This is a genomic window from Nonomuraea sp. B19D2, from assembly GCF_040137845.1.
Taxonomy (GTDB): domain Bacteria; phylum Actinomycetota; class Actinomycetes; order Streptosporangiales; family Streptosporangiaceae; genus Nonomuraea.
In genome coordinates, this window is sequence record NZ_JBEFAK010000014.1 from 54,271 (window position 1) to 79,577 (window position 25,307).

The 25,307-nt window shown below is 71.1% G+C and carries 22 protein-coding genes; 10 read left to right on the forward strand and 12 right to left on the reverse strand.

Annotated features, from left to right (window positions below; all coding sequences use genetic code 11):
* Nucleotides 1–64 precede the first annotated feature (64 nt).
* From ABN273_RS25365 to ABN273_RS25380, 4 genes are all read right to left on the reverse strand, one after another.
* A complete protein-coding gene (locus tag ABN273_RS25365) occupies nucleotides 65–1,081 on the reverse strand; it encodes an NAD-dependent epimerase/dehydratase family protein (RefSeq protein ID WP_349451495.1) in 1,017 nt (338 codons plus the stop codon).
* Nucleotides 1,078–3,321, reverse strand: a complete 2,244-nt coding sequence (locus ABN273_RS25370; RefSeq protein WP_349451496.1) for a SulP family inorganic anion transporter — start codon at nucleotides 3,319–3,321, stop codon at nucleotides 1,078–1,080. The genes ABN273_RS25365 and ABN273_RS25370 overlap by 4 nt, the downstream gene beginning before the upstream one ends.
* Before the next feature lie 78 nt (nucleotides 3,322–3,399).
* Nucleotides 3,400–4,881 (reverse strand): hypothetical protein, encoded by a 1,482-nt coding sequence (locus tag ABN273_RS25375; RefSeq protein ID WP_349451497.1) that lies wholly within the window; start codon nucleotides 4,879–4,881, stop codon nucleotides 3,400–3,402.
* Nucleotides 4,882–5,064: 183 nt separating this feature from the next.
* On the reverse strand, nucleotides 5,065–5,604 hold the full coding sequence (locus ABN273_RS25380; protein WP_349451498.1) for a YbhB/YbcL family Raf kinase inhibitor-like protein: 540 nt from the start codon (nucleotides 5,602–5,604) through the stop codon (nucleotides 5,065–5,067).
* 415 nt (nucleotides 5,605–6,019) lie between these two features.
* Between ABN273_RS25380 and ABN273_RS25385 the strand changes: the two genes are divergently transcribed.
* The 3 genes from ABN273_RS25385 to ABN273_RS25395 are packed head-to-tail and all read left to right on the forward strand — an operon-like array spanning nucleotide 6,020 to nucleotide 8,387.
* A complete protein-coding gene (locus tag ABN273_RS25385; protein WP_349451499.1) occupies nucleotides 6,020–6,244 on the forward strand; it encodes a hypothetical protein in 225 nt (74 codons plus the stop codon).
* Nucleotides 6,245–6,282: 38 nt separating this feature from the next.
* On the forward strand, nucleotides 6,283–6,804 hold the full coding sequence (locus ABN273_RS25390) for a PH domain-containing protein (protein WP_349451500.1): 522 nt from the start codon (nucleotides 6,283–6,285) through the stop codon (nucleotides 6,802–6,804).
* Nucleotides 6,801–8,387, forward strand: a complete 1,587-nt coding sequence (locus tag ABN273_RS25395) for a PH domain-containing protein (protein WP_349451501.1) — start codon at nucleotides 6,801–6,803, stop codon at nucleotides 8,385–8,387. The genes ABN273_RS25390 and ABN273_RS25395 overlap by 4 nt, the downstream gene beginning before the upstream one ends.
* A gap of 238 nt (nucleotides 8,388–8,625) precedes the next feature.
* Here the strand turns inward: ABN273_RS25395 and sepH are convergent, their stop codons facing one another.
* The 5 genes from sepH to ABN273_RS25420 all read right to left on the reverse strand — a co-directional run bounded on the left by sepH (nucleotide 8,626) and on the right by ABN273_RS25420 (nucleotide 15,642).
* Nucleotides 8,626–11,274 carry a septation protein SepH gene (gene sepH, locus ABN273_RS25400; RefSeq protein ID WP_349451502.1) on the reverse strand — a complete coding sequence of 883 codons (2,649 nt, stop codon included), beginning with the start codon at nucleotides 11,272–11,274 and terminating at the stop codon, nucleotides 8,626–8,628.
* Between the two features lie 160 nt (nucleotides 11,275–11,434).
* Entirely contained in the window at nucleotides 11,435–12,217 is a 783-nt protein-coding gene (locus ABN273_RS25405) for a S8 family serine peptidase (protein ID WP_349451503.1), read from the reverse strand.
* A 123-nt stretch (nucleotides 12,218–12,340) separates the two neighbouring features.
* Nucleotides 12,341–13,618: a D-arabinono-1,4-lactone oxidase gene (locus ABN273_RS25410; RefSeq protein ID WP_349451504.1), complete on the reverse strand. Its 1,278-nt coding sequence runs from the start codon at nucleotides 13,616–13,618 to the stop codon at nucleotides 12,341–12,343.
* Nucleotides 13,619–13,661: 43 nt separating this feature from the next.
* The gene (locus ABN273_RS25415; protein ID WP_349451505.1) at nucleotides 13,662–14,384 is read right to left on the reverse strand and encodes a polysaccharide deacetylase family protein; all 723 of its coding nucleotides are present in this window, start codon (nucleotides 14,382–14,384) and stop codon (nucleotides 13,662–13,664) included.
* A 55-nt stretch (nucleotides 14,385–14,439) separates the two neighbouring features.
* Nucleotides 14,440–15,642, reverse strand: coding sequence for an MFS transporter (locus ABN273_RS25420; protein ID WP_349451506.1), 1,203 nt, complete (start codon nucleotides 15,640–15,642; stop codon nucleotides 14,440–14,442).
* Nucleotides 15,643–15,740: 98 nt separating this feature from the next.
* Between ABN273_RS25420 and ABN273_RS25425 the strand changes: the two genes are divergently transcribed.
* Nucleotides 15,741–16,934 carry a lytic transglycosylase domain-containing protein gene (locus ABN273_RS25425; RefSeq protein WP_349451507.1) on the forward strand — a complete coding sequence of 398 codons (1,194 nt, stop codon included), beginning with the start codon at nucleotides 15,741–15,743 and terminating at the stop codon, nucleotides 16,932–16,934.
* Here the strand turns inward: ABN273_RS25425 and ABN273_RS25430 are convergent.
* Nucleotides 16,925–17,875, reverse strand: coding sequence for a ferrochelatase (locus ABN273_RS25430; protein ID WP_349451508.1), 951 nt, complete (start codon nucleotides 17,873–17,875; stop codon nucleotides 16,925–16,927). The genes ABN273_RS25425 and ABN273_RS25430 overlap by 10 nt on opposite strands.
* Nucleotides 17,876–17,964: 89 nt before the next feature.
* Between ABN273_RS25430 and ABN273_RS25435 the strand changes: the two genes are divergently transcribed.
* Complete coding sequence (locus tag ABN273_RS25435) at nucleotides 17,965–20,016, forward strand: S9 family peptidase (protein WP_349451509.1); 2,052 nt, start codon at nucleotides 17,965–17,967, stop codon at nucleotides 20,014–20,016.
* Entirely contained in the window at nucleotides 20,016–20,804 is a 789-nt protein-coding gene (locus ABN273_RS25440) for an inositol monophosphatase family protein (protein WP_349451510.1), read from the forward strand. The genes ABN273_RS25435 and ABN273_RS25440 overlap by 1 nt, the downstream gene beginning before the upstream one ends.
* Nucleotides 20,805–20,869: 65 nt before the next feature.
* Here the strand turns inward: ABN273_RS25440 and ABN273_RS25445 are convergent, their stop codons facing one another.
* Complete coding sequence (locus ABN273_RS25445) at nucleotides 20,870–21,034, reverse strand: hypothetical protein (RefSeq protein ID WP_165974805.1); 165 nt, start codon at nucleotides 21,032–21,034, stop codon at nucleotides 20,870–20,872.
* 222 nt (nucleotides 21,035–21,256) lie between these two features.
* On the opposite strand from ABN273_RS25445, the gene ABN273_RS25450 reads away from it, so the two are divergent.
* The 4 genes from ABN273_RS25450 to ABN273_RS25465 all read left to right on the forward strand — a co-directional run bounded on the left by ABN273_RS25450 (nucleotide 21,257) and on the right by ABN273_RS25465 (nucleotide 24,719).
* Nucleotides 21,257–21,910: a response regulator transcription factor gene (locus tag ABN273_RS25450; protein WP_349451511.1), complete on the forward strand. Its 654-nt coding sequence runs from the start codon at nucleotides 21,257–21,259 to the stop codon at nucleotides 21,908–21,910.
* 38 nt (nucleotides 21,911–21,948) lie between these two features.
* A complete protein-coding gene (locus tag ABN273_RS25455) occupies nucleotides 21,949–23,220 on the forward strand; it encodes a sensor histidine kinase (protein WP_502911135.1) in 1,272 nt (423 codons plus the stop codon).
* Nucleotides 23,221–23,529: 309 nt separating this feature from the next.
* Nucleotides 23,530–23,829 carry a DUF4193 domain-containing protein gene (locus tag ABN273_RS25460; protein WP_020542847.1) on the forward strand — a complete coding sequence of 100 codons (300 nt, stop codon included), beginning with the start codon at nucleotides 23,530–23,532 and terminating at the stop codon, nucleotides 23,827–23,829.
* Between the two features lie 77 nt (nucleotides 23,830–23,906).
* Nucleotides 23,907–24,719 (forward strand): hypothetical protein, encoded by an 813-nt coding sequence (locus ABN273_RS25465; RefSeq protein ID WP_349451513.1) that lies wholly within the window; start codon nucleotides 23,907–23,909, stop codon nucleotides 24,717–24,719.
* Here ABN273_RS25465 and ABN273_RS25470 read toward each other — a convergent pair.
* A complete protein-coding gene (locus ABN273_RS25470) occupies nucleotides 24,708–25,304 on the reverse strand; it encodes a TetR/AcrR family transcriptional regulator (RefSeq protein ID WP_349451514.1) in 597 nt (198 codons plus the stop codon). The two genes, ABN273_RS25465 and ABN273_RS25470, sit on opposite strands and share 12 nt — an antisense overlap.
* Nucleotides 25,305–25,307: the final 3 nt, after the last annotated feature.

The window sequence follows — 25,307 nt, forward strand, 5'->3', positions numbered from 1 at the left end:
CAACCCGCCCCGGACACGGCGCCCGCGAAACCAACCCGCCCCCGGGCACCGCGTCTGCGGAGGGTTACGCAGAACGGGCCGCCCATGCCGCGAGGATCGCGGCCTCCTTCTCCGGCGCCATCCCGTGCTGGGTCTTGACGCCGTAAACGCGCTGCTCCTCCGGTATCTCGCGGAGCCACGCCCACGTGTCGCGCACGATCTCAGCAACCGGACGGGTGCGCAGCCCCGCCGCCCGCGCCCTGGCCGTCGGCACGCTCCAGAAGTTGTCGATCTCCGCGGACGGCGGCCCGCCCCACAGCGGCAGCTCCACGAACGTCCCCGCCCCCTGCTCCACCAGGAACCGGCTGTCCATCCACACGAACTCCGCGTCCGCCCCCGTCACCTCCTTGCAGAGGCCGAGCCACTCGCCATAGGTGGTGTTGCCCGCAGGCCCCGTCACGAGGAAGGTGTCGGACGTGCCGCGCTCCGCCTGGTCGAGGGTGAAGATCGCCACGTCACGCGCGTCCACGAGCTGCATCGGCGTGTCCGGGTCGCCGGGTGCGAGGACCCGGCCGCCGCGCGCGATCCTGCTCAGCCACCACGGCAGCCTGGCCACGTTTTCGTGCGGCCCCAGGATCAGGCCGGGCCGGACAATTAGCGCATTTCCCTCGAACCCCTGCTGGACCGCCCGTTCGCACCCCGCCTTCAGCACGCCGTAACCGCCGTCGTCAGGCCCGGCGTCGGGCGCGCACGGCCAACCGGGCGTATCCTCGGTGGCCGGATTGCCGGGAAAGCCGTCGATGGCCGAGACGCTGGAGACGAAGGCGTACGTACCGGCGTGCCCGGACAGTGCCCGCGCCGACTCGCCCACGACCCGCGGCACGTAGCCGGACGTGTCGACCACGGCGTCCCACGACCGGCCGGTGACCAGCCGATCGAGGTCCGCGCGCACCTCCCGGTCGCCGCGCACGACCTCGGCGCCGGGCACGTCGGCCCCGCTCCGCCCCCTGTTGAACGTCGTCACCTCATGCCCCCGGGCCAGCGCCTCGACGACGACGGCACGCCCCAGGAACCCCGAACCACCAATGATGAGAAGTTTCACGCACTCATTGTTCGCCCATCTTCGGCCTGCGATCGGCCATCTTCACGCAGAGCTGAGTGCGTGGGGCGCAGCGGCGGCACCATGTGCACCCTCGCCGAGCCGATGTCGAAGAAGAGCCCCACCAGTTCCAGCTTCCCGGCCCGCACCTGCTCGTCGACCTTGCGGTAGGTGCGCAGGTTCTCCAGCTGCTGCTGCACGTTGACCCGGCACAGCACGTCCAGAGCGCCGCTGTGCAGGCGATCGCCCTCGGTCTCGATGAACCTGGCCAGACTGTGGTTTCCGTGCCGCAGCCACCGTCTCAGCCCCGGCAGGCTGCCTGCCTGCACGCCTCCGCTGAGCACCCCCGCCATCGCGCCGCACCCCGAATGGCCGCACACCGTGATCGTGTGCACGCCCAGGACCTGCGTGGCGTACTCGATCGCCGCCACCACCGAGTCGTCGTGCGGCTCGGAGCCTCTTCGCGGCACCAGGTTGCCGATGTTGCGCACGGTGAACAGGTCACCGGGGCCGCTCGCGGTGATCAGACTGGGCACGATCCTGGAGTCCGCGCAGGTGATGAACAGGTGCGACGGCTGCTGCTTGCGGGCCAGCTCGGTGAAGATGGGCCGGACCAGCGGCGCCGTACGCCGGTGGAACTCCCGCGCCCCCGCCGTCAGCTGGCACTCCGCCCCGGCGGAGCCCGGCGTGGCAGGGGGACGGCGGCGCCGGTGCGCCCACGGCAGCCACCAGCGGTCCGGCGCCTTGGGCGGTGACTTGACGGGGAACATGCGCGCCCCGCTGGCCGCCAGCGAGTACCACTCGTCGTGCAGCTCGTCGATGTCGACCGTGCCGCCCATGCGCTCGTGGTCGAGCCGCCAGGAGTGGATGGCCTCGAAGGCGGCGTTGTCCATGAAGTCGGTGTTCAGGTCGAGGTCCACGGCGGCGCCGTGGGCGATGGCGCGCAGCTCGTGCGTCAGCCTGGGCACACCCAGGAACGTGAGCGAGCCGGAGATCGTCACGTGCAGCCGGCCGTCGCGGTCCTCCCGCTTCAGCACGGTGACCCAGGTCAGGCGGCGCAGCGCGAGGAGCGCGGCCAGCGCCAGCCCGGCCAGCACACCCTCGGCGAGCCCGAGCAGGATCACGGCGAGCATCGTCACCACGTACACGGGCACCTCGCCGTGGCCGTGCACCTTCCTGATGTGACCCAGGTTCACCATCTGGACGCCGATGAACACCAGCAACCCCGCCAGCGCCTCCAGCGGGATCAGCTTGATCGTCCAGCCGAACCCGATCGCGAACACCAGCACCCACACCCCGTGCAGGATCGTCGACCAGCGGGTACGCGCGCCCGCCTGCACGTTCGTGCTGCTGCGCACGATCACGCCGGCCACCGGCAGGCCGCCGAGCGCGCCGCTGACCATGTTCGCGACGCCCTGGCCGGTCAGCTCCTGGTCGAGATCGGCGCGGCGGCCGGCGTGCTGCCCCTCGACCGCCACGCAGCACAGCAGCGACTCGCACCCGGCCAGCAGCGCCACCAGCAGCACCGCCCCCACGACCAGGTGCCAGTCGCCGTGCGGCAGCACGGGGAACGCCCACAGCACGACGCTTTCCGACAGGTCCACGCGCGTGACGTCCCAGTTGAACACCCACGCCGTGACCGCCGCCGCGAGCAGCGCCACCAGCGGCGCGGGCACGGCCTTGATCTGCTTGGGCACCCGCGTCCACAACGCCAGCACGGTGATCGTGAGCACGCCGACGGCGACCTTGTGCCCGTGGAGGTCGGCGATCTGGCCGGGCAGCTCGATCAGGTTCGCCACGGCCGAGCGCTGCGAGCTGCCGCCGAGCACCACGTGGAGCTGGGCGAGCGCGATGATCACGCCGACGGCCGCCAGCATCCCGTGGATGACCGCCGGCGAGACGGCGAGCGCCGCCCTGGCCGCCTTGACCACGCCGAGCAGCAGCTGCACGGCTCCCGCCAGCAGCGTGATCATGCAGGTGGCCCGCCACCCGTACGTCTGCACGAGATCCACGACCACCAGCGACAAACCGGCGGCGGGCCCGCTCACCTGCACGGCGGAGCCGCCCAGCGAGCCCGCCACGATCCCGCCCACCACGGCGGCGATCAGCCCCGCGGCCAGCGGGGCGCCCGAGGCCATCGCGATGCCGAGCGAGAGGGGCACCGCGACGAGGAAAACCACGAGCGAGGCGGGCACGTCATGTCTGAGCGTGCCCAGCCAGTTACTCTTCGTGTCGGGGATCATGGAGCAAACCCTATTGCTCCGTCGACCCCGCTTTAAGGGTGTGTCACGCGGGTTTTACCCATTAATGGGCGCCTGAGATCACCGGTAGTAGTCGTGGGGATGGTCCTGGTCGGACGAGCGGCGGTGGTTGCCGCCGTTGCCGTTGCCGTTCTGGGAGCCGTACGTCGGCCATTGGGTCGCGCTCGACGGCGGCTCCGGCCAGGCGGCGGCGGGGCTGGTGGTGACGTCGCCGGTCTCGTACGCGAAGGTGGTGATGTCGCCGGTCTCGTACGCGAACGAGGACGGCTTCGGCGCGGGGGCCGACAGTGCGTCGTCGTAGGACGAGACCGCCCTGCTGGGCGCGGTCGGGGCGCCGGTGGCGGGGGAGGGGCCGGTGAGCGGGTCGCTGTCGTCGGCGACCGCCCAGCCGGAGCGCACTTCGTACGAGGCCGGGTACGACGAGCGCGCGGCGGGCTCCTCGAAGGCGGGCCAGGAGCTTCCCGAGCCGGGGGAGGGGTCGTCGAGGATGTCGGGCTGGGCGGGCCAGGAGCCGGACGACGACGGCGTCGCGGGCGGGTTGGTCCAGGTGGTCTCGGCCGCGTTGGTGTAGGCGGGGAACGGGTCGCTCGTGGGCGCGCCGTGGATGGGGGCGGGCTGGGCGGGGAAGGAGCCGCTGGTGTTGGCCGCGGGGGTCGCGGGATAGGAGCCGCTGCCGTACGAGCCGCTCCCGCTCGGCGTGCTCAGGGGGTTGGGCTGGGTCGCGGGGGTCGCGGGGTAGGAGCCGCTCGCGGCGGGAGTGGCCGGGAAGGAGCCCGTGCCGTTGCCGGTCCCGTTGGAGGACAGGGAGTCGGGGCGGGTGGAGGGCACCGGCTGGGCGCCCGCGCCGAGGATGCTCATCACGTCGCTCGTCGGCGCCGCGAACGTCATCGTACGCTGGTCCGCCAGCTCGGCCTGGGGCGGAGCGGGGCGCTTGGCAGGCTCAACCAGGTCGGCGAGGTTGGCCGCCGCGGCGGCCGGCTGGCGCTGCGGCAGGGGGGACTGGACGGTGGTCGCGTTGGGGTCCGCGGCGGCGGCCGCGGGCTGCGGCTGGGCGGTGCGTGCCCGGCGCTTGGGGGCGGGACGCTCGGCAGCGGGCTGCTCGGCGGCGGGACGCTCGGCGGGCCGTTCGCGCTCGACGGGGCGGGAGGCGCCCTTCCTGGCCGCCACGGTGCCACCCGCACCGAAACCGCCCTCTTCCGCATCGCTGCGGATGTTGGCCCAGAACTCCTCGTCCTCGTCGTCGGAGGTCGGGTTGCCCCACTCGTCGACGCCACGCCTGCCACGCTGACCGGTGCGCACCGGTTTGGGCTGCTTGGGCTGGTCGATAGGGCTGAAGTCGGGGCTGAAGTTGGCCATGCGCGGCTCGTGCGAGGCGAACTCGTCAGTGGACCGCGTCTGGGTCCTCTCCTCCTTCTCGGCCATCTCCTTCAGCCGTTCCGGAGGGAGAGAGCTCTCCCGGCGGCTCATCGAACGCATGCCCAGTGCCACGACGACGAGCACGAGGAGCACGACGGCGACCAAGCTCACGACAACCGCAGTCATTGCACCACCCTCAAAGCCATGGCCTCCCTTCGGCGCCGGTGAGATCGCGCGGCCATCGACGCGACCTGCCCCCTTTGATCACCAGTGCCTAACAATTGGATCTGATTGTGTCGGACCACTATGAGCGTTGTCACACCCTACGTGAAGAATTGGTACACCGTATTACCTGCTGTGTTCGGGCCCTCACTGGATGTCGACCGCCGTGAGTCTGCCCCGGGCGATGGTCTTGTCGGCGATGTCCCTGAGGATGTCGGGGAGCCCGCCATCCTTCGGGACGACGACCTTGTCCTTCAGCGTGTAGACGGTGAAGCGGTAGATGCCGCTCTTGCACGGAGGGTCGTAGCCCACCTTGCCGCTTGTCACCCTCGCCTGGCCGGATCCCGGAGGGGGGTCGGCCGCGGCGTTGGGTCCCAGCTCGGTCGTGGTCGCCGGGATGTTGTAGAGCACCCAGTGCACGGCCGAATCCGACGTTGCTTGTGAATCGACCACGATGGCGATCGACTTGGCCTCGGACAGTGGCTGACTCGACCAGCGCAGCGGAGGGCTGCCCTGGTCGCCCCGGCAGGAGTATTCGGCGGGCAGCGGCTTGCCCTCGCGCAACTCCGGGCTCGAGACGTTGATCTCCGCGATGTCCATGGCCTGAGATCTGCCGATGAGGCTGCCGCAACCCGACAAGGCGAGCGCGGCGGCCACCACCGTCACACTGACGGCGATGCGTCGCATGCGTGATGCCGCGTTACACAGCCCCATGCCGGATGATGCTACGCGGCTCCCGGCGGTGCGCAGACCGTTTCTCGATGGTCGGTGCTCGGTAAAGGATCCGAAACGAGGCAGAATCGCGGGATCCGAGTAGTGACCTTCGACACAGGCGCGCCCCTTGCCGGCGCAGGGGGAGCGGAACGGCCTCGTACGCCGGGACCCTTTCTGGCCTGCTGGTTCCCCGCGGCCGGACTTCTGGCGGGATCTCGTACGGTGATCCAACAAAACGGACCTTGGTGTCGGTCGCGCCCTTTCGACGGCGCCCGCAAAAATCAGGTGCGCCGGATCAGTTCCGGGATGTAGGCACAGGCGGTGATTTCGGCGCTCGGAAGGCGCTCCGGGAGGGGCGCGGCGGCTGCGACGTCGCGTGAGGAGGACGGTGGCTGCCACGTCGCGTGAGAGGGGCGGCGGCTGCCACGTGCGTGAGGCGCTTGCGCTCCGGTGCGGTCCTGCGCTGGCCGGGCCTGGCTGGCACGTACGTGGCGCCGCCGACATGGCCAAGCTCGACAGCCTACGGCCGGCCGCCATCGAGCATCGCACCGAGGCCGAGCAGGGCGGCGGCAGACACGCCGAGCGTCGCGGCGGATCTCGGCGGCGGCGGTGACAGATCACCTTCGGCGGTTCGCGTCCTAAGCTGGCCTTGTGACGTCAACTGGCCCGCTGCGTGATCCGGCGAATCGCGTCTCGCCCAAGGCCGTCCGCCTGTGGTTGCTCGAGTCGCTGGTCGCGTTCGTGTTCTTCCTGGGCGGCTCGCTCCTGGTGGCGCGATGGGTCGGCGGGAGCGGGTGGTCGTGGGTGCCCGGCTGGTTCGCGGACCACTCCTGGGCGCTGCCTGCCGCGGTCGTGGTCCTGACGGGGCCGTTCCTGGTCGCCGAGCCCTTCGTACGGTACGCCGTGCATCGCTGGGAGCTCTCTGGGGACGTCGTCTACGCCAGGTCGGGGTTCCTGACCAGGGAATGGGTGTTCGTGCCTGTGAGCCGCATCCAGACGGTCGACAAGGCGCAAGGGTGGTTCGAACGGATGCTCGGGCTGGCCACGCTGGAGATCCGCACCGCGTCCCACGCCGGGTCCTCGACGATCAAGGGCCTCGACTACCGCGTCGCCGCGGGCCTGGCCGAGCAGCTCGCGCACCGCGCGGAAGCACTCAGGGACGACGCCACATGACCGGCCCCGTCCCGCCCCAGGGTGACGGTGACCCCCAAGCCGGCCCCGTCCCTCCCCGAGGCGACGGCGCCCCCCAAGCCGGTCCCGGCCCGCGGGGCGACGCCCCGCCTCGGGGCGGTCCTCCGCAGCGGCTGCACCCGAAAGTGCTGCTCATCGACCCCGTACGCATGCTGCCCTCGCTCCTGCTGCCCCTCGTCGGCGTGCTCTTCGTGGGCGGGTTCTCGGCCAGGTCGTACGCATGGGCGGCGCTCGGCGTGGCAGGCACCGTGGTGTTCGCCGTCGTCAGGTGGGCCACCTTCACCTACGAGATCGCCGGCGACCGGCTGGAGACCAAGCGGTCGCTGATCAGCCGCTCCGTCCGCACCATCCCGCTGGAGCGGATCCGCGGCGTCGACGTGTCCACGCCTCCCATGCACCGGCTGCTCGGCCTGGCCGTACTCAAGATCGACACAGGGGCGAGCGGCGACGACGAGGAGGCCGAGCTCGACGGCGTCACGCTGGAGGAGGCCGAACGGCTCAAATCGGTGCTCCTGCGGCGCTCGGCCCGTCCCGAGGTGCACGTGCCCGACATGGCGGGGCCCCGGGAGCGGGTGATCATCGGCGTGCCGCGGAGGTGGCTGCTGTACGGGCCGCTGTCGGGCGCGTACCTGCTCACCCCCTTCGCGCTCGCCGGCGGCGCCGTGGGGCTGGTGTTCCAGTGGGGCGACGAGCTGGGGCTCGACCTGGACGCCGCCTGGAGCGCCGGGGAGTGGCTATGGGGCCATCCCTATCTGCTGCTGGTCGCGGTGCTGCTGCTCGTGGTGGCGATGCCGTTCGTGGGCGGGCTGATGTACGCGGTCTTCAACTGGGACTTCCAGCTCAAGCGCCGCGACGGCTACCTGGTGGCGGAGCGTGGGCTGATCAACCGGCGCAGCGTGTCGCTGGAGTCCGCCCGGGTGCGCGGCTACGAGATCGTGGACGGGCTCGCCGAACGGTGGGCGGGGGTCGTACGTGTCTGGGCCATCGTGACGGGGCTGGGGGACTCCGAGACGCGCGGGCAGCTGCTGCCCGTTGTGCCCCGGCCAGTGGCGCACCAGGTGACCGCGGACGCCATCGGCCCCTACCGGGCACCTCTCCGCCCGCATCCGCCCGTGGCGCGCAACCGCCGCCTGTTCCGCGCCGTCGCCCCCTGGACCGCCCTGGCGGTGGCGAGCGCCGCGGCGGTCTGGGCCACGGGGCTGACGCTGTGGTGGGTCCTGCTGGTGGTGACGCTGCTGCTGGCCGGCGCCGGGGTTCCGCTCGGGCTCGACCGGTACGCGTCGCTGGGGCACGGCTACGACGGGGTACGGCTGGCGGTGCGCTCGGGGTCGTTGCGGCGTTCCCAGGCAGTGATCGAACGCCGGGCCGTGGTGGGATGGCGGCTGCGCCAGACGTGGTTCCAGCGGCGAGCCGGGGTGCTCACCCTGATCGCCGGCGTCGGGGCGGGCAAGGGCGGCTACTCGGCGATCGACGTGTCGGAGGCCCAGGGGGCGGCATTTCCGGCCGAGGTGACGCCGGAGTGGCTCGCCCCCTTCCTCGAACCCCCGACGCCACCCACCGGCTGACCCACCCCGGGTCCATCGACGTCGCCCGGCAGGCTGACCAGCCTTCGTGTCACGAACGCCGCCAGCAGGCTGACCCCTCCCCGAATCCCAAATGCCACCCGCAGGCTTGACCCTCGGCCACTGGGCGTCGGTGAGCTGATCCCTCTGGCGGCGCGTTCTGACGATCGCCGCGGGCCGCCGGGGCCGACGTGGTCCAGTTCCGGCGGCGCGACCTGGCGATCGTCGTGCGCCGGTGCGGTCAGTCCTGGCGGCGGGCGCCGAACATGATCTCGTCCCAGGTCGGGACCGAAGCCCTGCGTCCCCTCGAGCCCTTGCGCGCCTGGCGGGCGGCCGGGGCGGGCGGCGGCGACGGCACGGGCACGGGCGGCTCCTCCTTGGCCTCCGTCTTGCCTGAACGGGCCGCCGGGACCGCGGGCTTGGGCTTGGGAGCGGGCGCCGGGGGCTTGGCCTCCTCGACTGCCTCGGCCTCCTGCACAGGCTTGGCGTCCTGCACAGGCTTGGCGTCCTGTGCGGACTTGGCGTCCTGCGCAGGCTCTGCCTCCTGGGTTACCTCGGCCTTGTGCGCAGGTTCGGCCTTGTGCGTAGGCTCGGCCTCCTGAGCGGACTTCTCGGCCTCGGCCCGCGGAGTCTCCGGCGTGGCGGGCCGGGTGGCGCTCTCGGACTCGGGCGCTGACTGCTGGGCGCTTTCGGCCTTCGCCGCGGCGGGCTGGGCGGTGCTGCTCTCCGGATCCGGCGCGGCTTGCTGCGCGGCGCCCTCGGCCTGCGGCGAAGCGGGCTGCGCGGCGCTTTCCGGCTGCGGCTCGGCGTCCGGTACGGCCTGGGCCGCAGCCTTCTCCTCCGTCGCGGTCACGACCGGCTCAGGAGAAACCGCTTCCGCCACGACCTCCGCTGCCTTGGCCGGTTCGGCCTCCACGACTCCGGACGCCTGAGCGTCCGCGGCGCCGGGAGTCTGGGCGTCCACGGCAGTGGGCGACGCGGTGTCCGCGCTGGCAGGCGCCTTGGTGTCCGAGGCGTCGGGCGTGCCGGCTTCCGCGGTGGCCGTTGTCGCCGTGCTCGTTTCCACCGATGCGGGCGTCGCGGCGTTGGACGCTGTCGTGGAGTCCGGCCCCATGGCGTCACCGGACACGGCGATGGGCGTGGCGGCGGACTCGGTGATCGGCTCCGGTGTGGAGGGCGACTCCACCGGGGAAGGCGAGCCCACCGTAACCGGCGCCTGCGCCACCTGCTCCGGCTGAGCGGGTGGCTGGGCGGCGATCTCCGGTTGGGCGGGCGCCTGGGCGGCGATCTCCGGTTGGGCGGGCGCCTGGGCGGCAACCTCCGGTTGAGCGGGCGCCTGGGCGGCAACCTCCGGTTGAGCGGGCGCCTGGGCGGCAACCTCCGGTTGAGCGGGGGGTTCCACCTCAGTGGGTGCCTGCGCCGTGGCTTCGGGCCCAGCGGGCGACGCGGTCGTGGCGGTCGGCTGCCCCTGGGCGACGGCCTGGCCCTGCGTCTGCGAGGTCGGCTCCACCTGCGCGGCGGGCTGAGCCTGCGCGGCGGGCTGGGCAGCGGTGGGCTGCGTCTCCGGGGTGGGCTGCGCCTGGGCGGTGGGTTGGGTCTGGGCGGCGGGCTGGTTCTGGGCAGGAGGCTGCGTGGACGCGGCACCCTGCACCTGCGCCAGAGCCTGGTCCCGGGCCGGACCCTGGTCGTGGGCGGCGGCAGGCTCCCGGGACGGCGGTTCCTCGGCGGTGGGCGGCGCAGCCGTGCGGGAGTCCGGGAACGAGGACGGAGACGGGGACGTGGGCGCCGGGTTGGTGGCGGGGGCGTAGATCGGGTCCGTGTCGCGCTCGGCGGGACGGCCGGGGCCGAAGTCGGGCAGCCACGGCGAAGGCCCGCCGCGGCGGGACGAGGTGTCGCCGGGGCGGGCATAGCCGGTCTCACGCGCAGGAGACTCCGGGCGGAAGGGCTCGCGCGACGGCGGCTCATGCCGCGGCCCCGCCTCCCTGGAGGGGTCACGCCGCGGGGGCGTGGAGTCCTGGCGCGCGCCCGCATCCTCGAGGAAATCGGAGTCAGGCACGTCGAAGGACGCCTCTCTGGCGTCGTCAGGGTCGCGCGGGGGAGCGGCGCGGTCGAAGGGAGGCGACGTGTCCTGGGCACGGCCGTAGGAAGGCTCCTGCGACCTGGGCGGCGGGTTGTAGCCGACGGCAGGCTCTTCGGCGGCCTCGCGCCGCACCACCGAAGGGACGGAGGTGAGCGGCGGCACCGGCTGCAGCTTGGCCACCCGCGGCATGAACGGCGTCACCGTGGTGTCCTCCACCACCGGCGGCTCGGGGTCGAAGTCGGCAGAGGACAGCCGCATGGCCTCGTCGTCGTGGGGCGTCACGTGCCGCTTGCGCGGGTCGAAGAGCCACTCGGCGTGGCGCGTGTGACCGTTCCACACGTAGCCGAGCTTGACCCGCCACAGCCCGTCGTCGCGCTTGGCGGAGTCCCAGTCGATCTCGTCTGTGGGCACGCCACGCCTGGTCAGCCGCTCCGCGACGAGATCGCCGAGGGTGGGCCCGGGCGCCGACTCCCCAGGCATCCGTACGGCGACGCGTTGCGCCTGCTGGGCGACGTACTCCCGCTCCTGCAGCACCGGACCCTCGAACCAGCGGACACGCTCGACCGGGATCCCGGCGGTCGCGGCTATCTCCTCCGCCGTCTCTCCGGCGCGGATGCGTGCCTGGATCTCCTTGGGGCGCAACGGACTCTCCACTTCGATCTCGTACTGGCCGAGACGGGAGAAGTTGCCGCGGACGGCAGCACGGAGCCGGTCGTCCACGGGAAGCGTGAAGCGCGTACCTCGCCCGGCAGTAGCCAGCACGAGGTAGGTGCCGTCCTCACTCACCGCGACGAGTCGGAGCTCCTGCATGCGAGTCCCTTCGTCAGCGTCGCCATTCTTCCCCCGGACCCTTGAGTCTCTCGCGTGTGCCGGTTGCCTGCCAGCACCGTACCCGGCATGTCCGAACATCGCCTTCCTGGGATACTCCCGGGACGGTGTGACGCCGGTCACATTTGTGAGGTCCATCACTCTAGAGCCCGCCGTTGCGTATCTGGAGGCTAGAGGCCGCCGACGGGTTCTGGCGAATCGCGCCGCCCCGCATGACGGACACGCCGGATCGCACCAGCGACCGTACGGCCGCGTCGAGCGCGGGGGAGCCGGCGCCCTCGAGGGACAGGCTGGCGATGGAGGGGCCGCGGGCATGCCTGTGGATCCACTCCAGTCCGGCCAGGACATCGGCCAGGGCGCCCGAGCCGCCGCAGCCGAGCACCCGTACCGACGCGATCCTGGCCCTGGGCGCCGCGGCGTGGACGCGCCGGGCGACCTCCGTGCCGTGGCCGAGGCAGTCGTGCCCGGCGCCGCCGGTGGCGTCGAAGGCGCGCCAGGCCCGGTCGCCGAACTCGGCCCTGCCCGCGTCCACGCCGCTGTCCACGACGTAGAAGGTGGTGGCGGCCGAGCGGGGGAGCGGGCGGGACTTCCCGGCGGGCGCGGGGCGGAGCTGGCGGTCGGGTTCGATCGCGCGCACCCGCGGGTCGGCCCGGAGCTCGGCCAGTTCGGCGGCGGTGAGGAAGGTGGCGAATCCGGGCAGCGCCGCGGTGTAGAAGCGCCGTACCCGCCATCTCACCTCGCCGACGAGATCGCGGGCGGCCACCCGGCTGCGCGCTGTGACGATGTAGGGACGCGTCGGCTCCATGGGGGCGGGGCGCAGGGCGAGCCCTGAGGCGGGCGTCATCGAGAGAGGTACGGCGGTCGTGGCGGCCGTGGCCACGGCCGCGGCGAGGTACACGGAGGGCAGGCCGAGTCGTCGGGGCACGAGTTACGAGGATGCCCGTCACACGGCTCGCAGGGATGCCGGGACACGTTTCCGAGGAAGCTTCTTTACCGAAGGCGAGCGTGGGACGGGGTTCCGCCGAAGGCAGGAAGGGAACCGCGCGCGTCAGCCGAGCACCCGATCCAGGTAGTCGTTGCCGAACAGCCGCTCCGGGTCGAGCCGGTCGCGCAGGGCCGTGAAGTCCGCGAAGCGGGGATAGAGCTTGCTCAGGTAGGAGGCGTCCCTGGTGTGCAGCTTGCCCCAGTGCGGCCGCCCGTCCAGCCGCGTCATGATCTCTTCCACGCCCTCGAAGTACGCGGGATTGGGCGTCGGCCGGTAGATGTGGCACGCGACGTACGCCGACGGCCGCCCGTACGCGGTGGACAGCCAGGCGTCGCTGGGCGGCGTGATCCGCACCTCCACCGGAAAGGTGATCTTCCAGTCCATCCGCTCGATCAGGTCGCGCGTCTCGCGCAGCGCCTGGGCGAGGCGCTCGCGCGGCACGGCGTACTCCATCTCGAGGAAACGCACGTCCCGGCGCGCCGTGAAGATCTTGTACGACGTGTCGGCCGACTCCGAGTCTCCGAGCGCGGCCGCGCTGACGGCGTTGATCTGGGGGATCAGATCGGGGAAGCGGGCCCCGAGGGCGCAGGCCGCGCCGAAGACGGTGTTCTCCAGGAACACGTTGTCCAGCCAGTGCCTGAACGCGCTCGGCGGCCGGGCCGGGCCCGCGCTGCGGTTGTTGGTCTTGACCAGGCAGGCGTCGGTGTGCGGCAGCCAGAAGAAGTCGAGGTGCTCGTTCTCGGCGGTCAGCGCGTCGAGGGAGCCGAGGATCTCGCCCAGCGGCAGTTTGCGCCGCCGGTGGTGCAGCAGGAACGCGGGCTCCACCCGGAACGTGACGGCCGTCAGCACGCCGAGCGCCCCCAGCCCGACCCTGGCCGCGTCGAACAGTTCGTCGCCCGGCCCGGCGGTCGCCACGGAGCCGTCGGCCAGCACGAGTTCCAGCTCGGCGACCTGGTCCGCGAGGCCGCCGCTGTCGCGCCCGGTGCCGTGCGTGCCGGTCTGGATCGCGCCCGCGACGGTCTGCTCGGTGATGTCGCCCATGTTCGCCAGGGCCAGGCCGCGCTCGTCGAGCAGCTCGTTCAGCACGCGGAGCGGGGTGCCCGCCAGCACGGTCACGCGGTCGTCGGCCCACGACCTGATGCCGGTGAGCGCGCCGGGGCGCAGCATGATGCCGTCGGTGAGGGCCACCCCGGTGAAGGAGTGGCCCGTTCCGACCATGCGGACCCGCCGCCCGGAGGCGGCGGCGTCCCGCACGGCGCGTACGACGTCCTCGACCGAGGCGGGTGTACGCACCTCGGCGGGGCTGCATGACTGGTTACGCGCCCAGTTCGCGAACGCCATGCGCACCCCTCAAGAGCATCATTCGGCTAGACGCGAACGATACTCACTTCTGCCAGCCGGCGGGAACCGGGAAGATGTCGCCGGGCTGGAGGTTCTGCCCCTTGATCACCTCGGAGACCGTGACCAGGTGGTAGCCCTTCTTCTGCAGTGACTTGATGATGGCCGGCATCGCGTCCTCGGTCTGCTTCACCCAGTCGTGCATCAGGATGATGCCGCCCGGCTGGGCGACCTCCATGGTCTTCTTCTTGATGGCCTCGACGTTCCTGCTCTTCCAGTCCTCCGAGCCGCCGGTCCAGAGGATCATCGGCATGCCGAACTCGGTGGCGATGTCCGAGACCTGCAGGTCGGCGAGCCCGTACGGCGGACGCAGCAGCTTGGGCTCGACGCCCGCGGCCTTCTTCACCGCGTCCTGGGTCTTCTTGATCTCGTTCCTGATCTCCCCGGCCTCGGCCTTGGTGAAGTCGGGGTGGCTGTAGCTGTGGTTGCCGAGCTCGTGGCCCTCGGCCGCCATGCGCTTGACGAAGGCGGGACGGCTCTTGACGTACTGGCCCTCGAGGAAGAACGTCGCCTTCGCGTCGTACTTCTTCAGCGTGTCGAGCAGCGTTCCTGCGTACTTGCTCGGCCCGTCGTCGAAGGTCAGCGCGATGCACTTGACCTGCTCGCAGTCGACGGGCGCCTTCTTGGGCGTCTGCGCGAAGGCGGGCGCAGGAGCCAGCGTGACGCAGACAGCCGCGATAGCTAGAAGTGAACTGATTTGTCGGGACATAAGAAAAGCTTCCAGTGTGATGGGTGTTGCGAGGGATGTCCCCGACGGTAGCGGATCAGCTCTTCGCGGGTGAAGGAGCTTCGGGAAGTCTCAGCAAACCCGAACCTGCGACCCCCACGACCGCGGCGAGCAGCGCGCAGCCCCAGGAGAAGGCGTACGCGTTGGACGCGCCGAACGCCTCGGTGAGCCGCCCGCCCGCCCACGCGCCGATCGCCACGCCGAACCCGATCGACGTCGAGATCCACGCCATGCCCTCGGTGAGCAGGGACGGCGGCACCAGCCGCTCGGTCAGCGAGAAGCCCGTGATGAGCGTCGGTGAGATCGCGAAGCCGGCCAGGAACAGCGCCACCGCCATCATCAGCGTGTCGCCGATGAACATGATCGGCACCAGCCCCACCACGAACAGCCCGAGCGCGCGTATGAACCGCCCGCGCAGCGAGATCCTCCAGTGCCTCGACCCGAACCACAGCCCGGAGACCATGGACCCGCCCGCGAACGCGGCCAGCAGGAACCCGGCGGTCCCCTTCGCGCCGTGCTCCTCCGCGAACGCCACCGTGATCAGGTCCACGGAGCCGAACACCGCGCCCAACGCCAGGTCGACACAGGCCAGCAGGGCCATGCCGGGGATCAGGATGGGCGTGCCGGCCGCCGACTTGACCGGCGCCACGGGCGGCTGGGTACGCCGCTGCGCCGCCAGCGCCAGGCTGCCGAAGAGCATGCAGAGCAGGGCCACGACCAGTCCCGCGTACGGGTTCACGGCGGTGGCCAGCACCGTGACCAGCGCAGGCCCGGTAACGAAGATCACTTCGTCCACCACGGACTCGAAGGCGAACGCGGTGTGCAGCTTGCCCGATCCGCCGTGGATGACCGACCAGCGGGCCCGCACCATCGAGCCGACGGACATCGACGTGGCGCCGACGAGCAGGCCGGAGGCGTACAGCGTCCAGTCGGGCAGCCTGAGCCCGGCGCAGAGCATCAGTGAGAGCAGCGCGAGCGCGTTGACGACGGAGAACGGCGGGATGACCTTGCTCTGCCCGAACCTGTCCACGAGCCGGCTCGACAGGGGAGCGGCGACGGCGAAGGCCACGTTGGTCATGGCGGCGACCCCGCCCGCGGTGGCGTATGACGTGGTGAGCGTGGAGATCAGCAGGACGACCCCGATGCCCTGCATGGACATCGGCATGCGGCCGAAGAAACCCGCCAGCACGAAGCCCTTGACGCCGGACCCGTCGAACAACCCCCGGTAAGGCCCGACCACGCGATTTCCTCCTTACCGAACTTGAGCGAGCTAACCATTTCGCACCGTATGTCCGGAGGGCAAGTGATTTATCGGCCGCGTGGGTTAACGTGTCCCGAGTGTCCGGTCTTCCCTCGTTTCGCGCGGTCATGCTCATGGTCATCGCCGTGCTCGCGGTCACGGCCGCGGCCGGCGGAATCGTCGTGATCATGGGTGACGGCCTGGTCAGAACCGTACAGGAACCCGTACGCAGGCAGACCACACCGCGACAGCAGCAACCGGCGCCCCGCCTCGACCAGCTCGTGCCCACGGCCGAACCGGTCAAGGAGTTCGGCAAGGGCGGCCCCGGCGTCACCGCGACCCCGCCGCGCGTGCTGGCCATCGCCGCGGGCTCTGTGCCCAAGCAGACCAGGTTCGCCCTGGGCGCGCTCAAGCACGTGCAGAAGGTGATCGTGGTGGACGCGGGCGCGGTCAAGGTATCGGGCACCGCGCTCAACCTGCTGGCCGTCGATCCCGCGGACTTCCGCTCCTGGACGCCGCAGCCGGTCGCCGACCAGCCCGCCGTGTGGAGCGCGCTGGCGAGGGGAGAGCTCGTGGCCGACGCGGGCTCGATGCGCAAGTTCGGCATGATCCTGGGCGCCATGTACCAGGTGGACGGCGGGCCCAGGCTGCGCGTCGCGGCCTCGGCCACGCTCGGACTCACGGGCGTGGACGGGCTCGTCAGCGCGGAGCTGGGCAAGGCGCTGGGGTTCGCGCCGGGGGTCGCGGTGCTGCTGCACGGCAAGGCCGGCAAGATCGGCGAGGCGGGGGTCCGCAAGCTGCTCGGCAAGGGCTCGCAGGTCGTCGCGCTGGACGCGGCGCACCGTACCCCCAAGCAGCAGCAGAAGACCCCCAAGCAGCAGCAGAAGCCGCAGACCACGGTGAACGTGGGCCGCCCCGGCAGCTACCTGGAGCTGTACAAGGCGGCGGCCACCCGCTGCCCCGGCCTGTCGTGGACGGTGCTGGCGGCCATCGGGCAGGTGGAGAGCAGCCACGGACGCAACAACGGCCCGTCCAGCGCGGGCGCGCTCGGGCCCATGCAGTTCATGCCCGCGACGTGGAAGCACTACGGTGTGGACGGCGACGGCGACGGCAAGAGGGACATCTGGAGCCCGTACGACGCGGTGCCGGGCGCGGCCAACTACCTGTGCGCCAACGGCGCGGGCCAGGGCGGCGAGAAGTTACGCAAGGCGATCTGGTTCTACAACCACTCGTGGGACTACGTGAACAAGGTCATGGGCATCGCGCAAGCGTACGCCCGCACCTACGCCTGAGGACGCCTGCGGGGCGCGGGGCAGCAGGTCAGCGCGCACGGGACGGGCTCCGGCTCGTCCATCAGCTCGCGCACCATCTGGACGAAGCGCGGGTGCGTGCCCGCCGTCGCCGCCCGCTCCATGGGCAGCCCCAGCTCGGCGGCCACCTGCCTGGCCTCGGTGTCGAGGTCGTAGACGACCTCCATGTGGTCGGAGACGAACCCGATCGGCACCAGCACGACCGAGCGGGCCTCCGTCTTGCGCAGGAAGTCGCAGACGTCCGGCTCCAGCCACGGCACCTGCGGCGGGCCGCTGCGCGACTGCCAGACCAGGTCCCACGGCTCGGTGCGGCCGAGCGCCCGGCTGACCAGCTCGGCGCTCCTGCGGAGCTGCGCCTCGTACAGCCCGCCCGACGGCCCGGCGGTCTCGGCCATGGAGACGGGGATGCTGTGGGCGGTGAACACCAGCCGGGCGTCGTCGCGGCCGAGCCGCTCCAGCGCCGCCCGCGTGTGGTCGGCCATCGCGGCCACGAACCCAGGGTGGTCGCCGAAGTGCCGCATCTTGACCAGCTCGGGGCCGCCCTCGACGGAGATCCTGGCGATGTCCTCGTAGTACTGCCGGCAGCTCGAGTAGCCCGCGAACGCCGACGTCGCGAACACGGCCGCCTTCCTGATCCCGTCGGCCTTCATCTGGCGCACGGTGTCCTCGCCGAACGGGTGCCAGTTGCGGTTGCCCCAGTAGACCGGCACGCCCGCCACCGGGCGCAACGCCTCGACCAGCTCGCGGTTCTGCTGGTTGATCGGGCTGACCCCGCCGAAGCTCTGGTAGTGCTCGGCCACCTCGAGCAGCCGCTCGCGCGGCACGCCCCGGCCGCGCACGACGTTCTCCAGGAACGGGATCACGTCGTCGGGCCCCTCCGGGCCGCCGAACGAAAGAACGAGCAACGCGTCGTAATCTCCCACACGACCACCCTATTCGGGAGCATCGGCGGTCCTGTCCGCGAGGGAAGGCGGGCGACCGAACCGCCTCACGAACAGGTAGGTTCGATGGAGTGAGCGCATTCAATGACATACGCGACTATGTGGCCATCCCCCGGGTTCTCTCGTTGAGGCTCTCGCCCGACGGCTCCAGGCTGATCTCGACGGTCCAGTCACTCAACCCCGACGGCAAGTCCTTCGGCACCGCGCTCTGGGCGATCCCGGTCGACGGCGAGCCGTACCGGCTGACCCGCTCGGCGAAGGGCGAGTCCGCCGCCGTCTTCACGGACGCGGGCGACGTGCTGTTCACCTCCGCCCGTCCCGACCCCACCGTCAAGGACTCCACCGACGAGGTGCCCTCGCTCTGGCTGCTGCCCCGTGCGGGCGGTGAGGCCCGTCAGGTGGCCACGCGCCCGGGCGGGATCAGCGCGGTCCGTACGGCTGGTGACGTCGTGGTGTTCTCCGCCGATGTGCTCGACGGCGAGGAGGCGGCCGAGGAGGCCAAGCGCAAGGCCCGCAAGGACGCCGGGATCAGCGCCGTCCTGCACGAGGGCTACCCGATCCGCTACTGGGACCACGACCTCGGTCCCGGCCGCACCAGGCTGTTCGCCGCCAGGCTCGGCGCCGACCGGCTGGAGGACGTGCGCGACCTCACCCCCGACGCGGGCGAGGCGCTGCGTGACGCCGCGTTCGAGCTGACCCCGGACGGCGCCACGGTCGTCACGACCTGGCGCACGTATCTGCCGAAGGGCGAGTACCGCACCGACCTGGTGGCCGTCGACGTGGCCACGGGCGAGCGGCGCACCGTGCTCACCGAGGACCGTCACGACTACACGAGCCCCATCGCGATCTCGCCCGACGGGGCCAAGGTCGCCTGCTCGCGCGAGCGCTTCACCGGGCTGGACGTCTCGGCGCGCAGCGAGCTGTGGATCGCCGACCTGGCCACCGGCGAGGGCCGCGCGTACGCGCCCGAGGCCCTGTTCCCCGCCGACATCGAGTGGGCGCCGGACTCCTCGGCCGTCTACATCGTGGCCGACCACCAGGGCCGCCGCCCGGTCTTCCGCGTCCCGCTGGCCGAGCGCAGGAGCTCGCGACGAGAGAGCGAGGGACGAGCCAACGAGGAGCGAAGCGGGCGCGACCATGAGCACGACGAGGCGACCAGGCTCACTCAGGACGACGCGGCCTACGCCGGCCTCAACGTCTCCTCCGACGGCAACTTCATCTACGCCCTGCGCAGCGGCGTCGCCCTCGCGCCCGGCCCGGCCAGGATCGACGTCGCCACCGGCGAGATCACCGACCTGCCCTCGCCGGCGCCGCGCCCGGAGGTGCCCGGCACGCTGACCGAGATCTCCGCCACCGCCGACGACGGCGCCACGATCCGCGGCTGGCTGGCGCTGCCCGAGGGCGCCTCCGCCGACCAGCCCGCGCCGTTCCTGCTGTGGATCCACGGTGGCCCCGTCGCCTCGTGGAACGACTGGCAGTGGCGCTGGCAGGTGTGGCTCATGACCCAGCGCGGGTACGCCGTACTCATGCCGGACCCGTGCCTGTCCACCGGCTACGGGCAGGAGATGATCGACCGCGGCTGGGGCAACTGGGGCCCGCGCACCCAGGCCGACCTCGACGCGATCGTCGACGTGGCCCTGGCCAGGGACGACATCGACAGCGAGCGCATCGGCGCGATGGGCGGCTCGTACGGCGGCTACATGGCCAACTGGCTCGCCGGCCACAGCGACCGCTACAAGGCCATCGTCACCCACGCCTCCCTGTGGAACCTCGACCAGTTCGCCGGCACCACCGACGCCTCCATGTACTGGCAGCGCGAGTTCGGCGAGCCCGGCTCCGAGCGGTACTCGCTCCTGTCGCCGCACCACTCCCTCGACAAGATCACCACGCCGCTCCTCGTCATCCACGGCGACAAGGACTACCGCGTGCCGATAGGCGAGGCCCTGCGGCTCTGGTGGGACCTGCGGCGCACCGAGGTCGAGTCGAAGTTCCTGTACTTCCCCGACGAGAACCACTGGATCCTCAAGCCGGGCAACGCCGTCGCCTGGTACGAGACCGTGTTCGCGTTCCTGGCCCAGCACGTGCTCGGCCAGGAGTGGAAGCGCCCGGACTCGGTGGCCTGATGACGGATTTCCTGAGACTGGCCGAGGACATCGCACGCGAGGCGGGCGACATGCTGCTCGCCAAGCGGCCCACGATGTCCGAGGAGGTCGAGACCAAGTCCAGCCCCACCGACGTGGTCACCGCGCTCGACACGGCCTCGGAGGAGCTCATCCGCGAGCGCATCCTGGCCGCCAGGCCCGGTGACAGGATCCTCGGCGAGGAAGGGGGTGAGGAGCCCGGCGATTCGGACGTGCGCTGGGTCGTCGACCCGATCGACGGCACCGTCAACTTCCTGTACGGCCTGCCCGACTGGGCGGTGTCGATAGCCGTCGAGGTCGACGGCCGGGTCGTGGCCGGGGTCGTCAACGTGCCCATGCGCGGCGAGGTCTACACCGCCGCGCTCGGCGAGGGCGCCTGGCTCGGCGGTGAGCGGCTGCGCTGCAACCCGGGCGTGCCGCTCGCGCAGGCGCTGGTGGCGACCGGGTTCGGCTACTCGGTGGCCAGGCGCGCGGTCCAGGGCCAGGTGGTGGCGGAGGTGCTGCCCCGGGTGCGCGACATCAGGCGCGGCGGCTCGTGCGCGATCGACCTGTGCTCGCTCGCGGCCGGCCGCGTGGACGCCTACTACGAGCGCGGCATCAACCCGTGGGACTTCGGCGCGGCCGGCCTGGTGGCGACCGAGTCGGGGGCCAGGCTCGAAGGCCTGCACGGCAAGCCGGTCAGCCCGGAGTTCGCGCTGTGCGCGGCCCCGGGCCTCTTCGAGGAGCTGCACGATCTGCTGGCGCCGCTCGACCCGGAACGGGACGCCTGACTCCCCGCATCGCCTGGTGAGACGCGAAACGGCCGGAGCCCTGGGCTCCGGCCGTTCTGGCGTGGCTAGCGGGGCAACGGGATGCCGTGATCGTCAGCCAGCCGCCGCAGGTCCTCGATCTCGGCGGTGAGTGTGTCGGCGAGGTAGTCGTCACCGACGCTGCGGGCCTCCCGCAGGCCCTTATAAGCCTGGTCGAGGCGGTGTTCGATCGTGGTCGTGAACTCGCCCATCTCACCTACTCTCTAGGGTCCGATCCTGGTTTGGATGCAGTACGCCCATTGCCGGGTAATGGGTGTCCCGCAGGCATACCCCGGGTTGTCGCGTCCCGAAACATGAATTTCTCTCTCTCGTGCCTGACCACGGCGTCACCCACCCCTGAACATGGCTTACCGTGCGCTTATCGACACTGTGCGCAGAATGAGTGACTACAACGGGAGAGAGGTGCATCAGGCGTGCGAGTGCTGGTGGTTGAGGATGAGCGGGTGCTCGCCGACGCGATCGCGACCGGGCTGCGCCGCGAGGCCATGGCGGTCGACGTCGCCTATGACGGGGGCGGCGCCCTCGAGCGGACCTCCTACATCGACTACGACGTGATCGTGCTCGACCGCGACCTGCCGGTCGTCCACGGCGACGAGGTGTGCCGGCGCCTGGTGGAGCAGCGCAGCGCCTCGCGGATCCTGATGCTGACCGCTTCGGGCGACGTGGACGACAAGGTGGAGGGTCTCGGCCTCGGCGCCGACGACTACCTGGCCAAGCCGTTCGTGTTCATCGAGCTGGTCGCCAGGGTGCGCGCGCTCGGCCGCCGCTCCGCTCCCGCCCTGCCGCCCGTCCTGGAGCGCGCCGGCATCCGGCTCGACCCGGGCAAGCGGCTGGTGGAGCGCGACGGCAAGGAGATCGTGCTGACCAAGAAGGAGTTCGCGGTGCTCGAGGAGCTGATGCGGGCCGAGGGCGCCGTGGTCAGCCAGGAGGACCTGCTGGACAAGGCGTGGGACGAGAACATCGACCCGTTCACGAACGTGGTCCGCGTGACCATGATGACGCTGCGGAAGAAGCTGGGCGAGCCTCAGGTGATCGAGACTGTGCCCGGGGTTGGGTACAAACTGTGAGTGAAAGGCCAGAGCGCGAAGCCGGGCCGACGCATCCGATGATCAGCCCGCATTCGGCGAGGAAGGCGACGCGCGTGCAGGAGGCGCCGCCGCCCACCGGGCCGCCCGCCTGGGACGGCCCGCCGCCGCCCGGGCAGGCGCCGCCGGTCCAGCGCACGGCGATGGAGCGGGTGAAGGCGCTCCCCGCGAAGGTCAGCATCCGCTGGCGGCTGACGCTGAGCTACAGCGTGCTGTTCTTCGTGGCCGCGGCCGTCCTGCTCTACTCCATCTACGCGATCGTCGGCAGAGCGATCGCCGAAGCCTGGCTGGAACTGGACACCTCCGACCTCAACCCGGCTTATGCCGCGATCGTCCAGAACTGGTGGAGTCAGGCCAGGCAGCACGCGGTGGTGACCGCCCAGAGCACGCTCTTCAGCAGCTCGCTGATGGCCCTGGTGGGCGTCGGGATCTTGGCGATCATCCTTGGCTACTTCGTCGCCGACCGGGCGTTGCGACCGGTGGCGACGATGACCGCCACCGCGCGCAAGCTCTCCGAGAGCACCCTCGCCCACCAGCGCATCGACCTCAGGGGCCCCAATGACGAGCTGAAGGAGCTGGCCGACACGTTCGACGCCATGCTCACCCGGCTCAACGTCGCCTTCGACACCCAGCGCAGATTCGTGGCCAACGCCTCACACGAGCTGCGCACCCCGCTCACGATCAACCGGACGGTCCTCGAGATCGCCCTGTCGGACCCCGAGGCGTCCGAGGATCTCAAAGCGCTCGGCCGTACCCTCCTCGAGGTCAACGCGCGAAACGAGAAGCTCATCGAGGGACTGCTGCTGCTGGCGAGGAGCGAGCGCGAGCTCGCCGTGCGCAAGCCGCTCGACGTTCAGGAAGTCGCCCAGACGGCCGTGGAACAGGTCCAGCCGTTCGCCCAGGAACACGGGGTGACCGTGACGACCGAACTGGCCGGCGCGCCTGCCATCGGCGATCCCGTGCTGCTGGAGCGGTCCGTCAGCAACCTGCTGGAGAACGCCGTCAAGTACAACATTCCCGAGAACGGAAAAGTCTGGATCCGGACGGGAATGGCGGACGGTGCCTTGGTTGTTCAGGTGGCCAACACGGGACAGCACGTCCCGGCGTACGAGGTGAACAGCCTGTTCGAGCCGTTCAGGAGGCTGCACGCGGACCGCGTGGAATCGGCCAAGGGGGCGGGTCTGGGGCTGTCCATCGTTCGTGCGGTGGTGCAGGCGCACGGTGGAAATGTGACTGCGGTGCCGCGCGATGGTGGCGGGCTGGTCGTGACCATTCGGCTGCCAAGACGCTGAGGCTCGTGTTGCTCCGGTGCGTTCGTCCGCGTGTTGATGTACGGGGGGCGTCTCGTTCTGGCCACACATGTGGTTGGATGTGCCGTCGAACACGGTGGTGCATGACGCCAAGGCTGTGGGTTTCGCCATATTTGGCTAACCATTGCCAGCGGCAGCAGGCCCTGACGTGTTGGGAGGTTCGTTGTCCGTTCCCGCGGGGTACCGATGGGAAATCTCCTCGACGGAACGGGCACAAGATGGGCTTCCTGGACGTTAGAAGACGCGCGACGAGCGCGAAGACATATAGATGAGGGGGATGGAGTAAGCACAATGGCTACCGACTACGACAGCCCGCGCAAGACAGACGACGACCTGGGTGAGGACAGCCTCCAGGAGCTGCAGGCGCGCCGCACGGACAAGTCGTCGGGCAGCATCGACATCGATGAGACCGACCTGGCCGAGTCGCTGGAGCTGCCCGGTGCGGACCTGTCGAACGAAGAGCTCTCCCTGCGGGTCATTCCCCGTCAGGCCGACGAGTTCACCTGCTCGCGCTGCTTCCTGGTGCACCACCGCAGCCAGCTGGCCTCCGAGAAGAACGGCCAGCAGGTCTGCCGGGAGTGCGCCGCCTGATCGACTGGAGCGAAGGGCTCGGGGTAGGGACTAAGACTGACCCTGAGCAGTCGCGACCATGAGGACGGAGGCATCGCGTGGCTCAACCTGAGAAGGACAAGCAACCAGGCAACGAGGTCGCCGGCCCCGAACGCGAGGTCGGCGAACTCGTAGGCAAGCTCACCGCGCCCGGCGAGCTGGAGCCGGCCGAGCGGCGCAGGCTGCTCGGCCGACTAGCTCAGGCCCTGTCCAACGGAGCGAAGAAAGCACGCGCCAACGGCGCGGGCCGGGGACGCTGGCTGGCCGACGTCTTCCTCAGCATCGCGCCCCGCATCCCGATCAGGGACCTGCACACCCTTTCCGAGCACCACCACGGACTGACCGGCGAGCAACTCGCCGATGACCTTGTACGCACCGCCCAGAAGGCCACGATGACGGTCGGGGCCATCGGCGGAGCGCTCGCGGCGGCGGAGTTCGCCGCGCCACCCCTTCTGCTGTCGGCCCCCGCGCAGCTCGTCGCCGAGACCATCGTCGTCGCCGCCATCGAGGTCAAGCTCCTGGCCGAGCTGCACGAGGTCTACGGCATCCGCGTCGAGGGCTCCGGCGCCCAGCGCGCGGTCGCCTTCACGGCCGCCTGGGCGAAGCAACGTGGCATCGACCCCCTCACGCCCACGTCCGTCTCGCTGGCGCTCGGCGCGGCCACCAAGACCGCCCTGCGCAACCGCCTCCTCCGGACGCTCGGGCGCCACCTGACCACGCTCGGCCCCTTCCTCACGGGGGCGATCGCGGGCGGCGCGCTCAACCGGATGGCCACCAAGAAGCTCGGCGACGCCGTACGCGATGACCTGCGCGTCAAGCGGCCGGCCGTGCCCCCCGCCCCTGGTCCGCCGCGCCCCGAGTTAGACGCGTAGGCCGCTGAAGGTCATCTTGAGCAGCGCGTCGGCCAGGTCGTCCGCCGAGGCGCCGCGCGCCGGCTGATACCACTCGGTGATCGAGTTCACCGTGCCGAACAGCAGCCTGGTCACCAGGGCCGGCTCCACGTCCGGCCGGATGCTCCCCTCCGCCGCCGCCTCCTTGACCAGGTGGCTGATGAACCCGTCGAACTCCCGCCGCCGCTCCAGCGCCGCCTGCTCGGTGCTGCTGTTGCCGCGCACCCGCAGCAGCAGCGTCACGTACGGCAGCCGGTCCACGAGGATGCGCACGCTCTGCCGTACCGCCCACTCCAGGCGGTCGATCGCCGGGCCGGAGGCGGCGCGCTCGTCGCCCACCACCGCGAACAGCCCGTCGAGCGCCCGGTCGAGCGCCCGCGCCAGCAGTTGCTCCTTGCCCGGCACGTGGTAGTAGATGGCCGACTTGGTCACGCCGAGCGCCCTCGCGAGATCCTCCATGCTCGTCCCGTCGTAGCCGCGCTCGTTGAAGACGTCGACGGCGATGGCCAGCACGGACTCCGGGTCGTGTCCGCGTTTGCGCTGACGGGTGGGGGTTGGAGGGGCCATGTG

Bases quoted from the DNA above. Each gene is read 5' to 3' on its own strand.
- ABN273_RS25370 (WP_349451496.1), bottom strand. From the start codon at position 3,321: ATGATCCCCGACACGAAGAGTAACTGGCTGGGCACGCTCAGACATGAC.
- ABN273_RS25375 (WP_349451497.1), bottom strand. From the start codon at position 4,881: ATGACTGCGGTTGTCGTGAGCTTGGTCGCCGTCGTGCTCCTCGTGCTC.
- ABN273_RS25415 (WP_349451505.1), bottom strand. From the start codon at position 14,384: ATGTCCCGACAAATCAGTTCACTTCTAGCTATCGCGGCTGTCTGCGTC.
- ABN273_RS25455 (WP_502911135.1), top strand. From the start codon at position 21,949: ATGATCAGCCCGCATTCGGCGAGGAAGGCGACGCGCGTGCAGGAGGCG.
- ABN273_RS25395 (WP_349451501.1), top strand. From the start codon at position 6,801: ATGACCGGCCCCGTCCCGCCCCAGGGTGACGGTGACCCCCAAGCCGGC.
- ABN273_RS25445 (WP_165974805.1), bottom strand. From the start codon at position 21,034: ATGGGCGAGTTCACGACCACGATCGAACACCGCCTCGACCAGGCTTAT.
- ABN273_RS25440 (WP_349451510.1), top strand. From the start codon at position 20,016: ATGACGGATTTCCTGAGACTGGCCGAGGACATCGCACGCGAGGCGGGC.
- sepH (WP_349451502.1), bottom strand. From the start codon at position 11,274: ATGCAGGAGCTCCGACTCGTCGCGGTGAGTGAGGACGGCACCTACCTC.
- ABN273_RS25380 (WP_349451498.1), bottom strand. From the start codon at position 5,604: ATGCGACGCATCGCCGTCAGTGTGACGGTGGTGGCCGCCGCGCTCGCC.
- ABN273_RS25460 (WP_020542847.1), top strand. From the start codon at position 23,530: ATGGCTACCGACTACGACAGCCCGCGCAAGACAGACGACGACCTGGGT.
- ABN273_RS25410 (WP_349451504.1), bottom strand. From the start codon at position 13,618: ATGGCGTTCGCGAACTGGGCGCGTAACCAGTCATGCAGCCCCGCCGAG.
- ABN273_RS25470 (WP_349451514.1), bottom strand. From the start codon at position 25,304: ATGGCCCCTCCAACCCCCACCCGTCAGCGCAAACGCGGACACGACCCG.